Source organism: Ventrimonas sp. (genome assembly GCF_048380235.1).
GTDB lineage: Bacteria > Bacillota > Clostridia > Lachnospirales > Lachnospiraceae > Brotaphodocola.
On sequence record NZ_DBFCCJ010000053.1, the window covers coordinates 62682 to 77783 of the forward strand.

General features: G+C 50.8%; 11 protein-coding genes, 1 other RNA gene and 2 pseudogenes. 2 read left to right on the plus strand and 12 right to left on the minus strand.

Features of this window, described 5'->3' with window-relative positions:
- Positions 1 to 175 precede the first annotated feature (175 nt).
- On the plus strand, positions 176 to 1828 hold the full coding sequence (locus ACMP1L_RS09005; protein ID WP_418452759.1) for a GDSL-type esterase/lipase family protein: 1653 nt from the start codon (positions 176 to 178) through the stop codon (positions 1826 to 1828).
- 54 nt (positions 1829 to 1882) lie between these two features.
- On the opposite strand, the gene ACMP1L_RS09010 is transcribed toward ACMP1L_RS09005, so the two are convergent.
- From ACMP1L_RS09010 to ACMP1L_RS09035, 6 genes and pseudogenes are all read right to left on the minus strand, one after another.
- Positions 1883 to 2620 (minus strand): YebC/PmpR family DNA-binding transcriptional regulator, encoded by a 738-nt coding sequence (locus ACMP1L_RS09010; protein WP_118529998.1) that lies wholly within the window; start codon positions 2618 to 2620, stop codon positions 1883 to 1885.
- Between the two features lie 98 nt (positions 2621 to 2718).
- Positions 2719 to 3531, minus strand: a pseudogene (locus tag ACMP1L_RS09015) (hemolysin family protein); the annotation flags it as partial.
- A gap of 244 nt (positions 3532 to 3775) precedes the next feature.
- Positions 3776 to 4123 (minus strand): type II toxin-antitoxin system PemK/MazF family toxin, encoded by a 348-nt coding sequence (locus tag ACMP1L_RS09020; protein ID WP_118529994.1) that lies wholly within the window; start codon positions 4121 to 4123, stop codon positions 3776 to 3778.
- A gap of 89 nt (positions 4124 to 4212) precedes the next feature.
- Positions 4213 to 5382, minus strand: coding sequence for an alanine racemase (alr, locus tag ACMP1L_RS09025; RefSeq protein WP_177304771.1), 1170 nt, complete (start codon positions 5380 to 5382; stop codon positions 4213 to 4215).
- Positions 5383 to 5444: 62 nt separating this feature from the next.
- The gene (locus tag ACMP1L_RS09030; protein ID WP_118732716.1) at positions 5445 to 6965 is read right to left on the minus strand and encodes an NAD(P)H-hydrate dehydratase; all 1521 of its coding nucleotides are present in this window, start codon (positions 6963 to 6965) and stop codon (positions 5445 to 5447) included.
- Between the two features lie 121 nt (positions 6966 to 7086).
- Positions 7087 to 7758 (minus strand): redox-sensing transcriptional repressor Rex, encoded by a 672-nt coding sequence (locus tag ACMP1L_RS09035; RefSeq protein ID WP_118732717.1) that lies wholly within the window; start codon positions 7756 to 7758, stop codon positions 7087 to 7089.
- A 177-nt stretch (positions 7759 to 7935) separates the two neighbouring features.
- On the opposite strand from ACMP1L_RS09035, the gene ACMP1L_RS09040 reads away from it, so the two are divergent.
- Entirely contained in the window at positions 7936 to 9912 is a 1977-nt protein-coding gene (locus ACMP1L_RS09040; RefSeq protein ID WP_418452762.1) for an ABC-F family ATP-binding cassette domain-containing protein, read from the plus strand.
- A gap of 25 nt (positions 9913 to 9937) precedes the next feature.
- Here ACMP1L_RS09040 and ACMP1L_RS09045 read toward each other — a convergent pair.
- From ACMP1L_RS09045 to rpoD, 6 genes and pseudogenes are all read right to left on the minus strand, one after another.
- Positions 9938 to 10108, minus strand: a pseudogene (locus tag ACMP1L_RS09045) (PLP-dependent transferase); the annotation flags it as partial.
- A 193-nt stretch (positions 10109 to 10301) separates the two neighbouring features.
- An RNA gene (gene rnpB, locus ACMP1L_RS09055) (RNase P RNA component class A) lies at positions 10302 to 10648 on the minus strand.
- Between the two features lie 80 nt (positions 10649 to 10728).
- Positions 10729 to 12384: a nucleoside kinase gene (locus tag ACMP1L_RS09060; RefSeq protein ID WP_418452765.1), complete on the minus strand. Its 1656-nt coding sequence runs from the start codon at positions 12382 to 12384 to the stop codon at positions 10729 to 10731.
- A 44-nt stretch (positions 12385 to 12428) separates the two neighbouring features.
- Entirely contained in the window at positions 12429 to 13226 is a 798-nt protein-coding gene (locus tag ACMP1L_RS09065) for a Nif3-like dinuclear metal center hexameric protein (protein ID WP_418452766.1), read from the minus strand.
- Positions 13204 to 13911 carry a tRNA (adenine(22)-N(1))-methyltransferase gene (locus ACMP1L_RS09070; protein WP_118732722.1) on the minus strand — a complete coding sequence of 236 codons (708 nt, stop codon included), beginning with the start codon at positions 13909 to 13911 and terminating at the stop codon, positions 13204 to 13206. Before ACMP1L_RS09070 ends, ACMP1L_RS09065 begins: the two co-directional genes overlap by 23 nt.
- 27 nt (positions 13912 to 13938) lie before the next feature.
- Positions 13939 to 15054, minus strand: coding sequence for an RNA polymerase sigma factor RpoD (gene rpoD, locus ACMP1L_RS09075; RefSeq protein ID WP_418452768.1), 1116 nt, complete (start codon positions 15052 to 15054; stop codon positions 13939 to 13941).
- Positions 15055 to 15102: the final 48 nt, after the last annotated feature.

Consider the following 15102-nt stretch of genomic DNA (forward strand, 5'->3'; position numbering starts at 1 on the left):
GGGAGTGCCGGGATAATTTTTTCGCGTACTTTCGCCACAACTCTTTTTTAAGATTCTCTTACAACCTTTTTAAATCCCTTGGCATCCTTTTCCCAATCGTCTATAATAAACACCATCGGGGTTTTTCTGCCCTGCAGAGGCCCTTCAAATTTCTAACTTAGGAGATATCTGACTCATGAAGAAAACACGCATGAAAGCTCTGCTTCTCGGGTGCATCTGCGCGGTGACGACAGCCCTGTCTGCCGTTCCTGCCTCTGCTGCCACCGTTGTCGCAGGCGGTTCCGCAGCCACAAACGATCCGGCCCTCACCGCAGCACCGGGAACCCATACCGAACAGCAGTCCGGCGGCACTTCCGTTGACAAGCCATCCGCACCACCCACCGTCTGGGTCGTAGGCGACTCCACCGCAGCCGCATTCAGCGACACCACCTACTACTCCCCGCGTTACGGCTGGGGCACCCAGCTCGGCCTGTATCTGCAGGGTGTCAATATCCGCAATCTTGCCATCTCCGGCACCAGCTCCAAGTCCTACTCGGACACGAACCAGTATCAGACTCTGCTGCAGAGTGTGCAGGCCGGTGACTATGTGCTGATCGGTTTTGGCCATAACGACGAACGTACCGAACAGGGGCGCTACTCCAACCCGACCGGTTCTGTTTCCAGCAGTGGTTCTTTCCAGTACAACCTCTATGAAAAGTACATTAAGCCGGTGAAGAACAAACAGGCAAATCCGATTCTGGTTACCCCGATCGTTCGCCGAAATGCAGCCAGCAACTATACCGGCGAAGACGGACACATCACCACCTCAAAAAAGAATGAGGAAGGCACCTTCCAGGGCGGCGATTACGCCAAGGCCATCCGTCAGCTGGGTGTTGGAAAGAGTGTTCCGGTTCTGGACTTAACCGCCCGCACCAAAGATGTTTACGAACGCCTGGGCGCCGACGGTGTAAAGAACCGCCATGCGCAGACCTCTGACCGCGATGTCAGCATCGACAACACTCACACCAACCTCTACGGTGCCCAGTGCAATGCCTGGTTTATTGCTGATGAGCTTTTAAAATCCAACTCAGGACTGAAAAACTACGTCATTTCCAACCCACAGGTGCCGCAGTATGACAGCAGCTCTTTAAATGCCGGCTACCATGCCAGGAGCTTTACCGCACCGGCCGGAGTAAGCAGCATCTTCTCCACCGCAGGTGACTGGAAACCAACTGTATTCGGAAATATTGACGGTTATGAGTACTTGAACAACATGTACTTCTGTCTGCAGGGCGGTAATGACAATTCCTTCCACCTGGCAGTCGGTACCGGATCCGGCGCAACAAGGACCCAGCAGGTGGGCGGTATTGAGCAGGGAAGCGATGGTCTTGCCATGTTCTACCGTGAGGTTCCGGCCTCCGCAAACTTCACCTTATCTGCAGATATTACCATCAACGCCTACAATGCATCCGTCTTAAATTCCTTCGGCCTGATGGTGCGTGACGATATCTACCTCGACACCGTCATCAACGATACCCTGGGCGATTATGTGGCAGCCGGAGAGCTTCAGCTTTCCTCTGCTTCCCCGTGGAACTGCTTCGCAAGAAAGAACGGACAGCTTATCTCCGGCGGCACCGCTTCCCGCGTCTACAAGGCCGGCGAAACCGTTCATGTAGAGATCCGAAAGGGACCGGATGGATACACCTGTGTATTCGGTGACAACGCACCGGTATCTGCAGGCTTTGACTTTCCATTAACTGCTGTAGACTCTGACCATGTATATGTCGGCCTGTTTGTCGCACGCAGTGCAGATGTTACCTTCAGAAATGTCAATTTAATCTATCAGTAAAACCCGAAAAGGCCCGGAGCGTTTTGCTCCGGGCCTTTCGTTTGTTTTATCAATTTATCTTTCGTCGGTGTCCCAGTTGTGATATACAGCCTGTACATCGTCATCATCATCCAGAAGATCTAACAGACGGTTCATATATTTGATGTCGTTCTCATCAGTCAGCTCAACCCATGTCTGCGGGATCATGGTAACATCAGCCTCCATCATCGGGATTCCCTCTTTCTCCAGGGTCTCGCGAACGGCACTGAAATCGTCCGGATCTGTGATGATCTCAAAGCTGTCCTCCTCCTCAGAGAAGTCCTCCGCACCTGCATCCAATGCCATCATCATCAGCTCATCTGCGTCAAGATCACACTCTTCCTTGTCGATAATGATCTGGCCCTTCTTGTCGAACATGAAGGATACGCTGCCCTGGGTACCGATATTTCCGTTGCCCTTTGTAAATGCACTTCTTACATTTGCAGCAGTACGATTCTTGTTGTCAGTCAGGGTATCAACGATGACTGCAACACCGCTCGGGCCGTAACCCTCGTACGTGAGCACCTCGTAGTTTACGGAGTTAGCATCACCTGCTGCCTTTTTGATACCACGGTCAATGGTGTCGTTCGGCATATTGTTTGCCTTTGCCTTTGCGATAACATCACGAAGCTTGCTGTTGTTTGCCGGATCCGGGCCGCCCTCTTTTACTGCTACGGCAAGCTCACGGCCGATAACGGTAAAGATTTTTCCCTTTGCTGCATCGTTCTTTTCTTTTTTGTGCTTGATATTGGCAAATTTAGAATGTCCTGACATAAAATAACGCTCCTTACTTTATACTTTCTCTTTTCGTCCTAATCCGCCTGCCCAGTGTCGATTCTGTTCAGGCGAACAACATCTTTTCTATTTTAACACTAATTTTCTTCGCTTGCAAGAGTCTGCGGCAATTTCGTTACCCGAACTGAGTGGATCATCTTGTTCTCCACCTTCAGTACACAGAACCGGTAACCCAGATACTCGATCTCCGGCTGCTCGTCATCTCCCGGAATGCGGTCAAGGCGGGAAATCAGAAGTCCATTGATGGTATCGTAGTTTTCCAGGTCTTCCTCCGGGAAGACAATGCCAAGCTCTTCCTGCGCTTCGTCAAGCGGTGTCATGCCGCTCATGATCAGGGCATCTCCCTCTCCACGGACAATGTACTGCTCATCCACATCATATTCATCAAGGATATTGCCCACGATTTCCTCCAGAATGTCCTCCATGGTAACGATTCCGGCTGTCTGGCCATACTCATCAATGACAATCTCCATATGGATCTTCTGGGACTGCATCTCCTTGAACAGGGAGTTGATATTTCGGGTTTCCGGAATAAAGTGAGCCGGCCGCAGAACTCCCGGTACATTGGCGATCTCCATTCGCGATTCCTGCAGATTTTCAGCATGAAACAGTACGTCCCGCATATGTACAGTACCGATGATATCGTCCAGATCTTTTCCGTAGACCGGATATCTGGAATTCTTTGCCTCCTTCAGAACAAAGTGGGCCGCTTCTCTTAGGGACATGGAACCGTCCAGAGCCACTATGTTCTTGCGGTGAGTCATGATATCACCGGCTTCTTTATCATTAAATTCAAAGATATTGGTGATCATCTCGGCCTCGCTGGACTCCAGGACCCCCTGCTCGTGGCCTTCATTGACCATGTCTTTAATATCTTCTTCTGTTACATTTTCCTGCCTTGATCTGATAAACCTCCAGATTGCAAAGCCTGCCGCCAGGAAAAGCAACACCACACCTGCCAAAAGGATCAGGCGCGAATAACCATCGTCCATACTGATCTTGTTATCTCCTTCCTCTTCTTTTTGTATACACCATACATTTTGATTGTATGAAACTTCTTCCGCTTCGTCAAGATAAAATCACGCATTTACGCCATTTTCCCTTCTGCAAGGGACTTTGTGTCATCACAGCGAACTATGTAGTCAGCTCCAGACTCACGCGAAGGGCCTGGTTTACCTGTTCTAACAGTTCATCATCAATATGGCAGATCCGTTCTTTGAGCCGCTGCTTGTCAATGGTCCGCAGCTGCTCCAGCAAGATCACGGAATCCTTGATCATATCGCTTTTCCGCGCAGACAATTCCACATGCGTTGGCAGCTTTGCCTTATTCATGCGGGAGGTAATTGCCGCACAGATCACGGTAGGACTGTGTCGGTTTCCAACATCATTCTGGATGATGAGCACCGGCCGTACACCGCCCTGCTCCGAGCCTACCACCGGCCGCAGGTCCGCATAATAGATATCGCCTCGTCTGATAATCACAGTTTCACACTCCGTCACTGGTCTTCAAAGGTATTATTGCCCTTTGCCAGGCGGCGTATACACGGCTGCCCGTTTTTCTATAGATTATCTTATTCAGCGAAACAGTCCATGGTTCCCACGACCTTGCCGCCGCGGTAATAAACACGCGGCACGCGCTTTCCGATATCACATACCATCTCATAATGGAATCCGCCGCAGAGCTCTGCCAGATGCTCCATGGTGATTTCCTCGTCTCCGTCTTTTCCGATCAGGGTAACCGGTGTATCCACGTCAGCCTCCATGATATCCGTCACATCCACCATGAGCTGGTCCATGCAGACCCGTCCCAGAATGCGGGCACGTTTACCGCAGATCAGCACATAGCCACAGTTGGACAAGCTTCGCGGATATCCATCCCCATATCCCACTGCCACGGTAGCTATACGCATGGTGCGCTCCGTCACATAGGTACCGCCATAGCTGATCTCCTCTCCCGGTCCGAGTTCCTTTACATAGGTCACGAAAGATTTTAAACCCAGCGCCGGCTTTAACGGCACCTTGTCTTTCTGTACTTCTTCGGATGGATACATGCCATACATGGTAATGCCGGCGCGTACGCAGTTTAAATTCGCCTGCGGCAGATCGATGATGCCGGCGCTGTTGGAACAGTGTTTGATCGGGATTTCTAGACCGCGTGCTTTCAGCAGCTCCGTAAAATGAAGATAACGACCTAACTGAGTCATAGCCGACGTCTTCTCCATCTCATCGGCCCTGGAAAAATGTGTGAACAGGCCCTCGACCTCAATGCCGGGAAGCGCACCGATAGCAGCTGCAAGATCCGCTCCGGATTCATCTGCCTCAAGACCAATGCGGCGCATGCCGGTATCCAGAGCCAGATGGATCTTTGCTGTTTTTTTCATATTTACCGCTGCCTCAGACAGCGGCTTTGCCTGCGCCATGGTAAAGATAGCCGGACGGATCTCGTTCTCGATCAGTTCCTGATAGCGGGAAGGGTGGGTCACTCCCAGGATCAGGATCATCTTCTGAATGCCGTTGCGGCGCAGCAGCATGGCTTCGTCTGCGGTGGCCACCGCAAAGCCATCCACATAATCTTCGATGGCAGCAGCTACCGGCACAGAGCCATGCCCGTAAGCATCTGCCTTGATCACTCCGAGCATGCCCGTCTCCCGGTCAATATTTTTGCGCATGGATTCCAGATTAAAAACAATGGCATCCAAATCTACAGGTGCATAAACCCGCATATACTGCATGTGCTTCATACTCTTGTTCTGTTCCTCGTTTCTGTCTGTTTTGCCGTTTCCGGCTTTTTTGTTTTATCTGTTTAAGCTTCTTTTAAAATACTGTCTGCCAGATCTGTGGCAAGTACGCTATTCTCTCCCAATGCCGCTGCCGCATACTCCCCGGCACGTCCGTGCACATACACGCCAAATGCTGCTGCCTCCGCGCCATCCATGCCCCGGGCCAATAATCCTGCGATCACGCCGGTCAGCACATCGCCGGATCCTCCCTTGGCCATGGCACTGCAGCCGCTCCGGTTGATCCAGGCGGCACCATCCTTATCGGTAATGACTGTGACCGCATCCTTGAGCACACAGACCGCCCCATAGCGGGCACTGTAGGCTCTTGCCTCCTCCAGCGGATCCTTTTTTAGATCTGCTATGGGAACCGAAGTCAGGCGGCTCATCTCCCCCATATGGGGCGTGATAATGATGTTCTCCGTAAAATAGCGTGTCAGGTAAGGATGGGATGCCACACAGTTAAGTCCGTCTGCGTCCAGCACAATGGGAACATAGGAATCTGACAAAACCGTCTCCAGAAGATATTCCGTATATGCCTCCTGTCCCAGGCCGGGTCCTGCCACGATCACGTCGGCCCAGGCACACTCCGCCTCCAGGATTTTCTGCATAGTCTCCTCCTGATCCGGATCATAACAGCTTATGATTGCTTCTGGAAGCTGTGTCTGAAGAACCTGCCGGTTTTCCGGCACAGTCAGGATCTTCACCAGACCGGCGCCGGTACGGTAAGCACCAAGCGCTGAAAAATAAGCCGCTCCGCTCATGCCTCTGCTTCCCGCGATGACCAGAACTTTGCCAAATGTCCCTTTATTCCCATCCGGCTGACGCTTTGGAAGCCAGGACAGATCATCCGGTGTAATCAGCTTTGCATCCCATCCGGCCTTCAGCAGACTGGCCTGAGGGAATCCGATGTCGGCTACCACAAGGTTTCCTGCATAATATTTTCCGGGATAAAGCAGAAGACCGGTTTTTGCAAAGCCAAAGGTCACGGTAATATCGGCCTCCAGGGCAATTCCCATGATTTCACCGGTCGTTCCATGGATCCCGGACGGCGTGTCTACCGCGATCACTCCGGTTCCATACTGCTCCCGCAGAGAAGCCAGCATTTCCAGGACCTTCCGGTATTCCCCGCCAATTTCCCGGCCAAGACCGATCCCAAACACTGCATCAAGAATGATATCACATGGTGCCTCCTGATACTCTGCTGCCGTGCACTGCGCAAGATCCAGATTTCGGGCGATCTGCTTCTGAGTCTTCATCTCTTCTGAATCGTGCTCCGGATTGCCGACAAGCAGGAGACTTACGTTATATCCGCGTCCCTGCAGGATGCGTCCTGCTGCCACTCCGTCCGCGCCATTGTTTCCGGTACCACACACAGCCAGGATCCGGGCTTTTTTCCCCAGATTCCGCTCTTTCGCCATATGCTCTGCGGCCTCCGCCACAGCCAGGGCAGCCCGCTCCATAAGCACCATGGACGGAATGCCGATGTTTTTTATGGTATTCTGGTCAATCGCTTTCATCTGCTGTGCCGTTACTGCGTAATCCATGTTCCGTCTCCTCTCTGATTCCGCTCCCCTGTAAAGGATGGATGGAAACTCAAAAAACCGGCAGGCAGGAGAACTGATCGTATCCCCGCCTGTCGGCTTTTACCTCTGTTTCGCTCTGCCTCTAGGACTCTCTCTGAGCTTTCTTTTCCTCTTCCTCTTTCCGGTCCTGCATGCTGCATACCCGATAAGACAGGCGCATAAGGCTCTCGGAAAGATGAACATTCTCCACCACAACATCGTCCGGAACATTCAGATCCAGATGGGCAAAGTTCCAGATTCCTTTAATTCCCGCATTGACCAGACGGTCAGCCAGCTCCGGAGCTTTTGTTTTCGGAATGGTCAGTGCTGCCATCTGAACATCATTATCTTTGATAAACTGCTCCAGATCATCTACTCCGCGGATCTCAATTCCGCGTACCACAAGCCCGATCAGTCTCGGGTTAATGTCAAACATGCCTTTGATCATAAAACCGCGCTTTTCAAAATTTGCATAATTTGCAATGGCCTGACCAAGATTTCCGGCACCAATAATGATCAGGTTATGCTGGCGGTCGATTCCAAGGATCTTTCCGATCTCTGTATACAGGTATTTTACGTTATAACCATAACCCTGCTGACCGAATCCTCCAAAGTTATTTAAATCCTGACGAATCTGGGAAGCAGTCACCTTCATCCTGGTACTCAGCTCATTGGATGAGATACGCTCTACACCTGATTCCAAAAGCTCTCCGAGATAACGGTAATACCTCGGGAGTCTTGTAATAACTGCTTTGGATATCTCTCTGTTTTCCATGTTGCACATCTCCTATACGTAAACTATTAAAATCTATTATAACCGTTTGCGAAATCTATGTCAATGTTCAAACAATTTCGAAACAAAAAATCAGAAGAAAGTCCTTTACAAGTGTTGAAAGCCTATATTATACTTGATAAGTCTTATAGTAGAAAACGTAACGAAATGGAGTTATCTATGATTTTATCATGCAATCACATCAGCAAAGCCTTCGGCACGGATGAGATTCTGTCCGAAGTATCTTTTCATATAGAAGATCAGGAAAAGGCTGCCATCGTAGGCATCAACGGTGCCGGAAAGTCTACTCTCTTAAAGATCATTGTCGGCGAGCTGTCAGCGGATTCCGGCGAGGTCGTTCTCGCAAAGGGCAAAACCCTCGGCTACCTGGCGCAGCACCAGGATCTGGACAGCAGCCGTACCATCTATGAGGAATTAAAAGAAGTCAAGCAGCCCATCATCGATATGGAACAGCAGATCCGCGAGCTGGAGCTCAATATGCAGAATGCCTCCGGAGAAGCACTGGAACAGATGCTGGCTGCATACAGCCGCTTAAGCCATACCTTTGAACTGGAAAATGGCTACGCATGGAAAAGTGAACTGACCGGTGTCTTAAAGGGCCTTGGCTTTACCGAAGACGAGTTTGACAAAACCGTGTCTACCCTCTCCGGCGGCCAGAAAACCCGCGTATCTTTAGGCAAACTGCTTCTCTCCCGCCCGGATATTATCCTTTTAGATGAGCCAACCAACCACCTGGACATGGAATCCATTGCCTGGCTGGAGACTTACTTGTTAAATTATAACGGAGCTGTCATCATCGTAGCCCACGACCGCTATTTCTTAAACCGAGTAGTCACCAAAGTGGTAGAGCTGGAGCAGGGGCATGCCTGCGTTTACCTTGGCAACTACACCGCCTACAGTGAAAAAAAGGCCATGATCCGAGCCGCCCAGATGAAGGCCTGGTTAAACCAACAGCAGGAGATCAGGCATCAGGAAGAGGTCATCACCAAATTAAAATCCTTCAACCGTGAGAAATCCATCAAGCGGGCTGAAAGCCGTGAGAAGATGCTTTCCAAGATCCAGGTGCTGGACAAGCCGGCTGAGATCCAGGATGAGATGCGCATCAGCCTGGAACCAAATATCGTCAGCGGCAACGATGTTCTCACCATCCGGGATTTAAGCAAATCCTTCGGCAGCACCCATCTTTTCTCCCATGTTGATATGGAAGTAAAGCGGGGAGAACGGGTTGCCATCATCGGCAACAACGGAACCGGCAAGACCACCATCTTAAAAATCATCAATGGTATGCTTCCTGCCGACACCGGCACCATCACCCTGGGTTCCAAGGTGCACATCGGCTACTACGACCAGGAGCATCACGTCCTTCATATGGAAAAGACAGTATTTGAGGAGGTACAGGATGCCTACCCGAATCTGACCAACACCCAGGTACGCAACATACTGGCTGCCTTCCTGTTCACCGGGGACGATGTATTCAAACGCATTTCTGACTTAAGCGGTGGCGAACGTGGCCGTGTTTCCCTGGCCAAGCTTATGCTCTCTGAGGCTAACTTTCTGATTCTCGATGAGCCGACCAACCACCTGGACATCATTTCCAAGGAGATTTTGGAGAATGCACTGAAACATTATACCGGAACTGTACTCTATGTCTCCCATGACCGTTACTTCATCAACCAGACTGCCACCCGTATTCTCGAACTGACTGGTCAGACCTTCTTAAACTATATCGGCAACTATGACTACTATCTGGAAAAGAAGGAGCTCATGAAGGAGCTCTATGTGGACCCCACGCATACCGGGCGCGACCGCGCCATCGGAACTGCAGCCGCAAACGGCAGCTTAAAAGCTACGGGAGTTCCCGGCATGACAAAGTCCTCAGCAGAAACCGAGGTCAAGCTGGACTGGAAAGCCCAGAAAGAGGAGCAGGCCCGCATCCGCAAACGTCAGAACGACTTAAAGAAGGTCGAGGACGAGATTCACAGACTGGAGACCCGGGACAGCGAAATTGATACGCTTCTCTCTCAGGAGGAAATATACACCGACGTTACCCGCCTCGTGGAACTGAATAACGAAAAAGAGTCCCTCCAGCAAAAGCTGGAAGAACTCTATGAAACCTGGGAAGAGCTGGCAGAATAATCTGCCGGCTCTTTTTTCTGTGCTGCTACTGCTCATTCTCAATCTCACAAAACACCTGGTCCAGCTCCGCGATCAAATCTTTCACATTCTCAATGCCCACAGACATACGCAGAGTTGCGTCCGTCAGTCCGTTCTTTTCCTGAATTTCCTTTGGAACATCCGCATGGGTCTGCGTAGTCGGATAAGTCAGAAGCGTCTACACCATTCTCCAGGGATGCCACGACCTTTTCCAGATGGATACATTTTGTTTCAATCTCTCTTTCCATAAGCATTTTTATCTTCTATGTATTTAGTGGGTTTATTATCTCCAATTCCTGGATATATGTCAATACCTGTCTGTGAATGAAAACAAAAAGAGTGCGCCGCAAAGCACACTCTCTTAAAATCAGGTTATGAGCAAGACGATAAGCCGGGTTATGTCGTTGAATGGTCATCTATCTAGACCAGATGTCACCACCTGGTTCAAGCAACCTACCCGAAAGCAGACGGGCCGCCTTATGCTTTCTGTTCGGTCTTGCTTCAAGTGGGGTTTACATGTGCCCCGTCTGTTACCAGACGGGCGGTAGTCTCTTACACTGCCCTTCCACCCTTACCGGCAAAGCCGGCGGTATATTTCTGTTGCACTGTCCCTGGAGTCACCTCCGCCAGACGTTATCTGGCACCCTGCCCTGTGAAGCCCGGACTTTCCTCTCCCGCAGCCTTTCGTTTCTGCGGCAGCGACCATTTGTCTTACTCAATGTTCCCTATTCTAGCATTATTCCCAGGCGCTGTCAAGTTCCGAAAATGACACATGAAAGCAGTATTTCACAAACCGGTTCAAACCTTAAAGCAGCTTCCGCCGATAAATTCCCGGATCAGGGAATTGTGCGGAATTTCCTCACTGCTGACACCCAGAAAATAATCCAGGAATTTCAGCAGGCGCTTGGCCTCTACATATTCCGCGCTGTCCCGTGGCACCGAAAAAAGCACCGGCTCAGCATACTGCTTCAGCACCGACAGTTCATAGACCAGAGCAGAGTTGAACATCACATCTGCATCCTCCTGGTACGGGAAAATATTTTCTTCTTCCCCCCGGCGTACCGACGGCCACATGCGAATAGTGTCCTGTGCAGAAGCGCCGCGGGTTCTCGCATCCCGCACAATACGGCGCAGCAGACGCCCATCTGTGGTCGGAATGCGGTTATGCTCGTCGATATTCAGCTGTGTCAGCGCACTGATGTAAATCTTAAACTTGTTCTTTCTCGGCAGCGCGTAGGAAAGTTTCTCATTGAGACAGTGGATTCCCTCAATGACCAGTACATCATCCGGTCCCAGAGTCAGAAAATCTCCGTGATATTCCCGCTGTCCCTTCACAAAATTATACTCCGGCATCTCCACTGTTTTTCCTGCCAGAAGATCTGTCATATTCTGGTTGAACAATGCCACATCCAGGCATTCCAGCACCTCATAGTTGTAGTTGCCATTTTCATCCCGCGGGCTGTCTACCCGGTTGACAAAGTAATTGTCCACCGCAATGGGATGCGGCTTTAAGCCTTTCGCCTTTAGCTGAATGGAAAGGCGATGGGAAAAGGTCGTTTTTCCGGAGGAAGACGGCCCTGCGATCATGACGATCTTCTTATCCGGCCGGCTTGCGATCTGCTCCGCGATATCACCGATCTTCTTTTCCATCAGCGCTTCCTGCATCAGGATCAGCTCACTGGCCTTTCCCTCACAGATCACATCATCCAGGGCACCTACTGTAGGCACCTCCAGCTGTCTGCCCCAGCTTTCTGTCTCGTCCAGCACCTCAAACAATTTCTCACGGTCATGAAACTCTGCCACCTGTTCCGGATTTTTTTGCTCCGGCAGAAGCAGCATCATACCATCCCGGTACAGGATCAGGTCAAAATATTTCAGATAACCTGTGTTCTGGACCATATAGCCGTAATAGTAATCCTCAAATCCGCCAATGCTGTACAGATTCACCCTGGAAACCCGGCGGTAATGGAACAGCCGTTCCTTCTCATACATGCGGTGATGACGGAAGATCTCAATGGCCTCATCCGTGGTCACATTGCGCTTCATGATCGGAATCTCTGCAGCTACATATTCCCGCATCTTTGCTTTGATCCGGTCTACCAGCTCCTGAGTTTTCTCAAAGCTTCCGGCGGATTCGATAAACAGGCCATTGGCAATCGCATATTCTACCGATACCTTTTGGATATGCTCTGCGCCGATCACTTCGTAAAAGGCCTTTAAAAGGATCAGCAGTACACTTCTGCGATAGGTCTGGATACCAGGCTTATCAGCTGCTGTGAGAAATTCCACACTTGTACCTTCTTTAACTTTTTTATGAAGCTCCTGAAGCTTTCCATCTACCGTAGCAAGCAGGATCTCATGTGAAAAAGACTCCTGCACTTCCTTTGCCACATCCTTCAGCAGGGTATCTTCGCTGTACTGTCTGTTTTCTCCCAATACGCATACATGAACCATAGACATTCTCCTTCCGTTCGGTTTCGTGATGATTCCGACAACGCTTAAAACACTCTGGCCGGAAAATCCGGCTCAGCCTGGATCACTTCGATGGTGCCGTCAGAAACACGTGCTACATACTCCGCCATAAACGGCACAAAGATGTGTTCCAGGCCATAGTGTCCTGCATCAATGACTGCCATGCCCTGCGCAGCCGCATCAATGGCATCATGATGTCCGATATCTCCGGTGACCAGAACCTCAGCCTTCTGCTGCAGTGCATAACGGATCATACTGCCTCCTGCCCCCGGAGACACCGCCACACGGCTGACCTTCTCGCCCACAGCTTTCTCTCCGTATACAAGCACAAATGGCAGCTCAAATACCTGCTTCACCTGTTCTGCCAAAGTATCCAGTGAAACCGGTTCTGCCAGCCTGCCGGCCTTTCCGATGCCCACCGGGATCCCGTTTACTTCCCCGGTTATCTCTAACGGCTGGCTATCCTGGATTTCAAGGCGTTTTGCAGCAAGATCTGCCATGCAGCCGGGGGCCGCGTCAAAATTGGTATGCATGGCAAAATAAGAAATATCCGCCTGCAATAGCGTTACGATCCGGCGGCTGATAAAATCCGTGTCATTGACCTGCTTCAATGCCCGGAAGATCAGCGGATGATGGGTCAGAAGAAGATCCGCATGCTCCAGCACTGCCTGCTCCACCACCCGGTCGGTCGCATCCAGCGCGACCAGCACCTTTTTTATTTTCTTATCTCCCCGTCCTGCCAGAAAGCCCGGATTATCCCAGTCACAGGCCAGGCTCCGCGGAGCCAGCTCTTCCAGTTTTTCAATCAGTTCCCTGCAAAGCATGGTATGCCTCCTTCGTCTCGTTTAACTCCTGTCTCAGGCTCTCTGCGCGTTTCTGTGCACCTTCCGTCTGCGTCAGGGACAGATGTGCCAGCAGCTCCTCTCCCTGAGCCAGCTCCCGCTCCAGAAATTCTCTTAAGACCGGGTCCTGTTTCCGGATCAGATCTGAGCCGTAACGATATTCGTATTCCTGCTCATAGTGCATGGATCCCGGAGCAGCATGCAGGATCACATAATATTTCCCCTCATCCATCAGCATCTGCTCTTCCAAAATGGAAATCCCCAGTTTTTCCAGTCCGTGCCGGAACGCAGAAAGCTCCGACTGGGGTGAGAGCACATAATGCTTCACACTATCATACATATGTGCACCGTCCCGGAGAATGCGCAGCATCAGTTCACCGCCCATTCCCGCAATGATCACGGTATCTGCCTCACCGGCCTTCAGCTCCTGCAACCCGTCGCTTAAGCGTGTCTCGATCCGGTCCTCCATATGATATTCCCGTACATGCTCTGCTGCCCTGGACAGGGGACCCTTTCGTACATCCATAGCAACTACGTGCCTGACGGTTCCAGTCTCCATAAGACGGATCGGGACGAATCCATGATCCGTCCCCACGTCTGCCACATATCCTTCTGTTACTTCTGCTGCCTTTGCGGCAATCCGTTCCAGTCTGTCTGATAATCTCATCTTATCCTGTTCCTTTAATGTATTTTGTCAATCCAGATAATCCTTCAGTTTTTTGCTTCGACTCGGATGACGAAGCTTCCGCAGGGCTTTCGCTTCTATCTGACGGATGCGTTCTCTTGTCACATGGAACTGCTTTCCTACCTCTTCCAGAGTTCTCGGCTTTCCGTCATCCAGTCCAAAACGCAGGCGCAGTACCTGCTGTTCCCGCTCAGTCAGGGTATCAAGGGCTTCCATCAGCTGTTCATGGAGCAGGGTAAAGGTTGCCTCCTCCGCAGGAACTGCCACGTGCTCATCCTGAATAAAATCTCCGAGATGGCTGTCTTCCTCCTCACCAATTGGTGTCTCCAGCGACACCGGATCCTGGGAGATCTTGCGGATCTCACGTACACGCTCTACCGGAATCTCCATTTTTGCGGCGATTTCCTCCGCAGTTGGCTCCCGCCCAAGTTCCTGTACCAGCTGTCTGGAAGTGCGAATGAGACGGTTGATCGTCTCCACCATATGCACCGGAATGCGGATGGTACGGGCCTGGTCTGCAATTGCCCGGGTAATTGCCTGGCGGATCCACCATGTTGCATAAGTAGAGAATTTATAGCCTTTGCGGTAATCAAATTTTTCCACAGCTTTGATGAGTCCCAGATTTCCTTCCTGAATCAGATCCAGGAACTGCATGCCGCGTCCCACGTACTTTTTGGCAATGCTTACTACAAGACGGAGATTTGCCTCGGCAAGACGTTTTTTTGCCAGCTGGTCTCCCAGCTCCATGCGTTTTGCCAATTCAATTTCCTGATCTGTGGTCAGAAGCGGGATCTTGCCTATCTCCTTTAAATACATACGGACAGGATCCTCCACGCCAATGCCTTCCGGCACAGAAAGATCCAGCTGATCGAGCTGTGATTCTTCCTCTTCTTCCGATTCTTCATCCAGAAACAGGTCCGGATCTATGTCCTCCTCTTCTGTTCGGAGCACGTCTACATGATGGTTGTCTAGAAAATCGTATATCCGGTCCAACTTGTCCGGATCCAGGATCTCGCCCTTAAAAAAATCCAGAATCTCCCGGTTTTCAAGCACATTTTTTTTCTTTTTCGCCTCCTCCAGAAGCAATGTCAGTTTCTCATCAAATGACTGTGTACGTTCCTCCATATCGATCCGCCCTTTCTCAATTGCAGACTGCCGGTAGGAATACCCCCG

Bases quoted from the DNA above. Each gene is read 5' to 3' on its own strand.
- ACMP1L_RS09005 (WP_418452759.1), top strand. From the start codon at position 176: ATGAAGAAAACACGCATGAAAGCTCTGCTTCTCGGGTGCATCTGCGCG.
- ACMP1L_RS09030 (WP_118732716.1), bottom strand. From the start codon at position 6,965: ATGGATTACGCAGTAACGGCACAGCAGATGAAAGCGATTGACCAGAAT.
- ACMP1L_RS09070 (WP_118732722.1), bottom strand. From the start codon at position 13,911: ATGAGATTATCAGACAGACTGGAACGGATTGCCGCAAAGGCAGCAGAA.
- ACMP1L_RS09040 (WP_418452762.1), top strand. From the start codon at position 7,936: ATGATTTTATCATGCAATCACATCAGCAAAGCCTTCGGCACGGATGAG.
- ACMP1L_RS09060 (WP_418452765.1), bottom strand. From the start codon at position 12,384: ATGGTTCATGTATGCGTATTGGGAGAAAACAGACAGTACAGCGAAGAT.
- rpoD (WP_418452768.1), bottom strand. From the start codon at position 15,054: ATGGAGGAACGTACACAGTCATTTGATGAGAAACTGACATTGCTTCTG.
- ACMP1L_RS09035 (WP_118732717.1), bottom strand. From the start codon at position 7,758: ATGGAAAACAGAGAGATATCCAAAGCAGTTATTACAAGACTCCCGAGG.
- ACMP1L_RS09065 (WP_418452766.1), bottom strand. From the start codon at position 13,226: ATGCTTTGCAGGGAACTGATTGAAAAACTGGAAGAGCTGGCTCCGCGG.
- alr (WP_177304771.1), bottom strand. From the start codon at position 5,382: ATGAAGCACATGCAGTATATGCGGGTTTATGCACCTGTAGATTTGGAT.
- ACMP1L_RS09010 (WP_118529998.1), bottom strand. From the start codon at position 2,620: ATGTCAGGACATTCTAAATTTGCCAATATCAAGCACAAAAAAGAAAAG.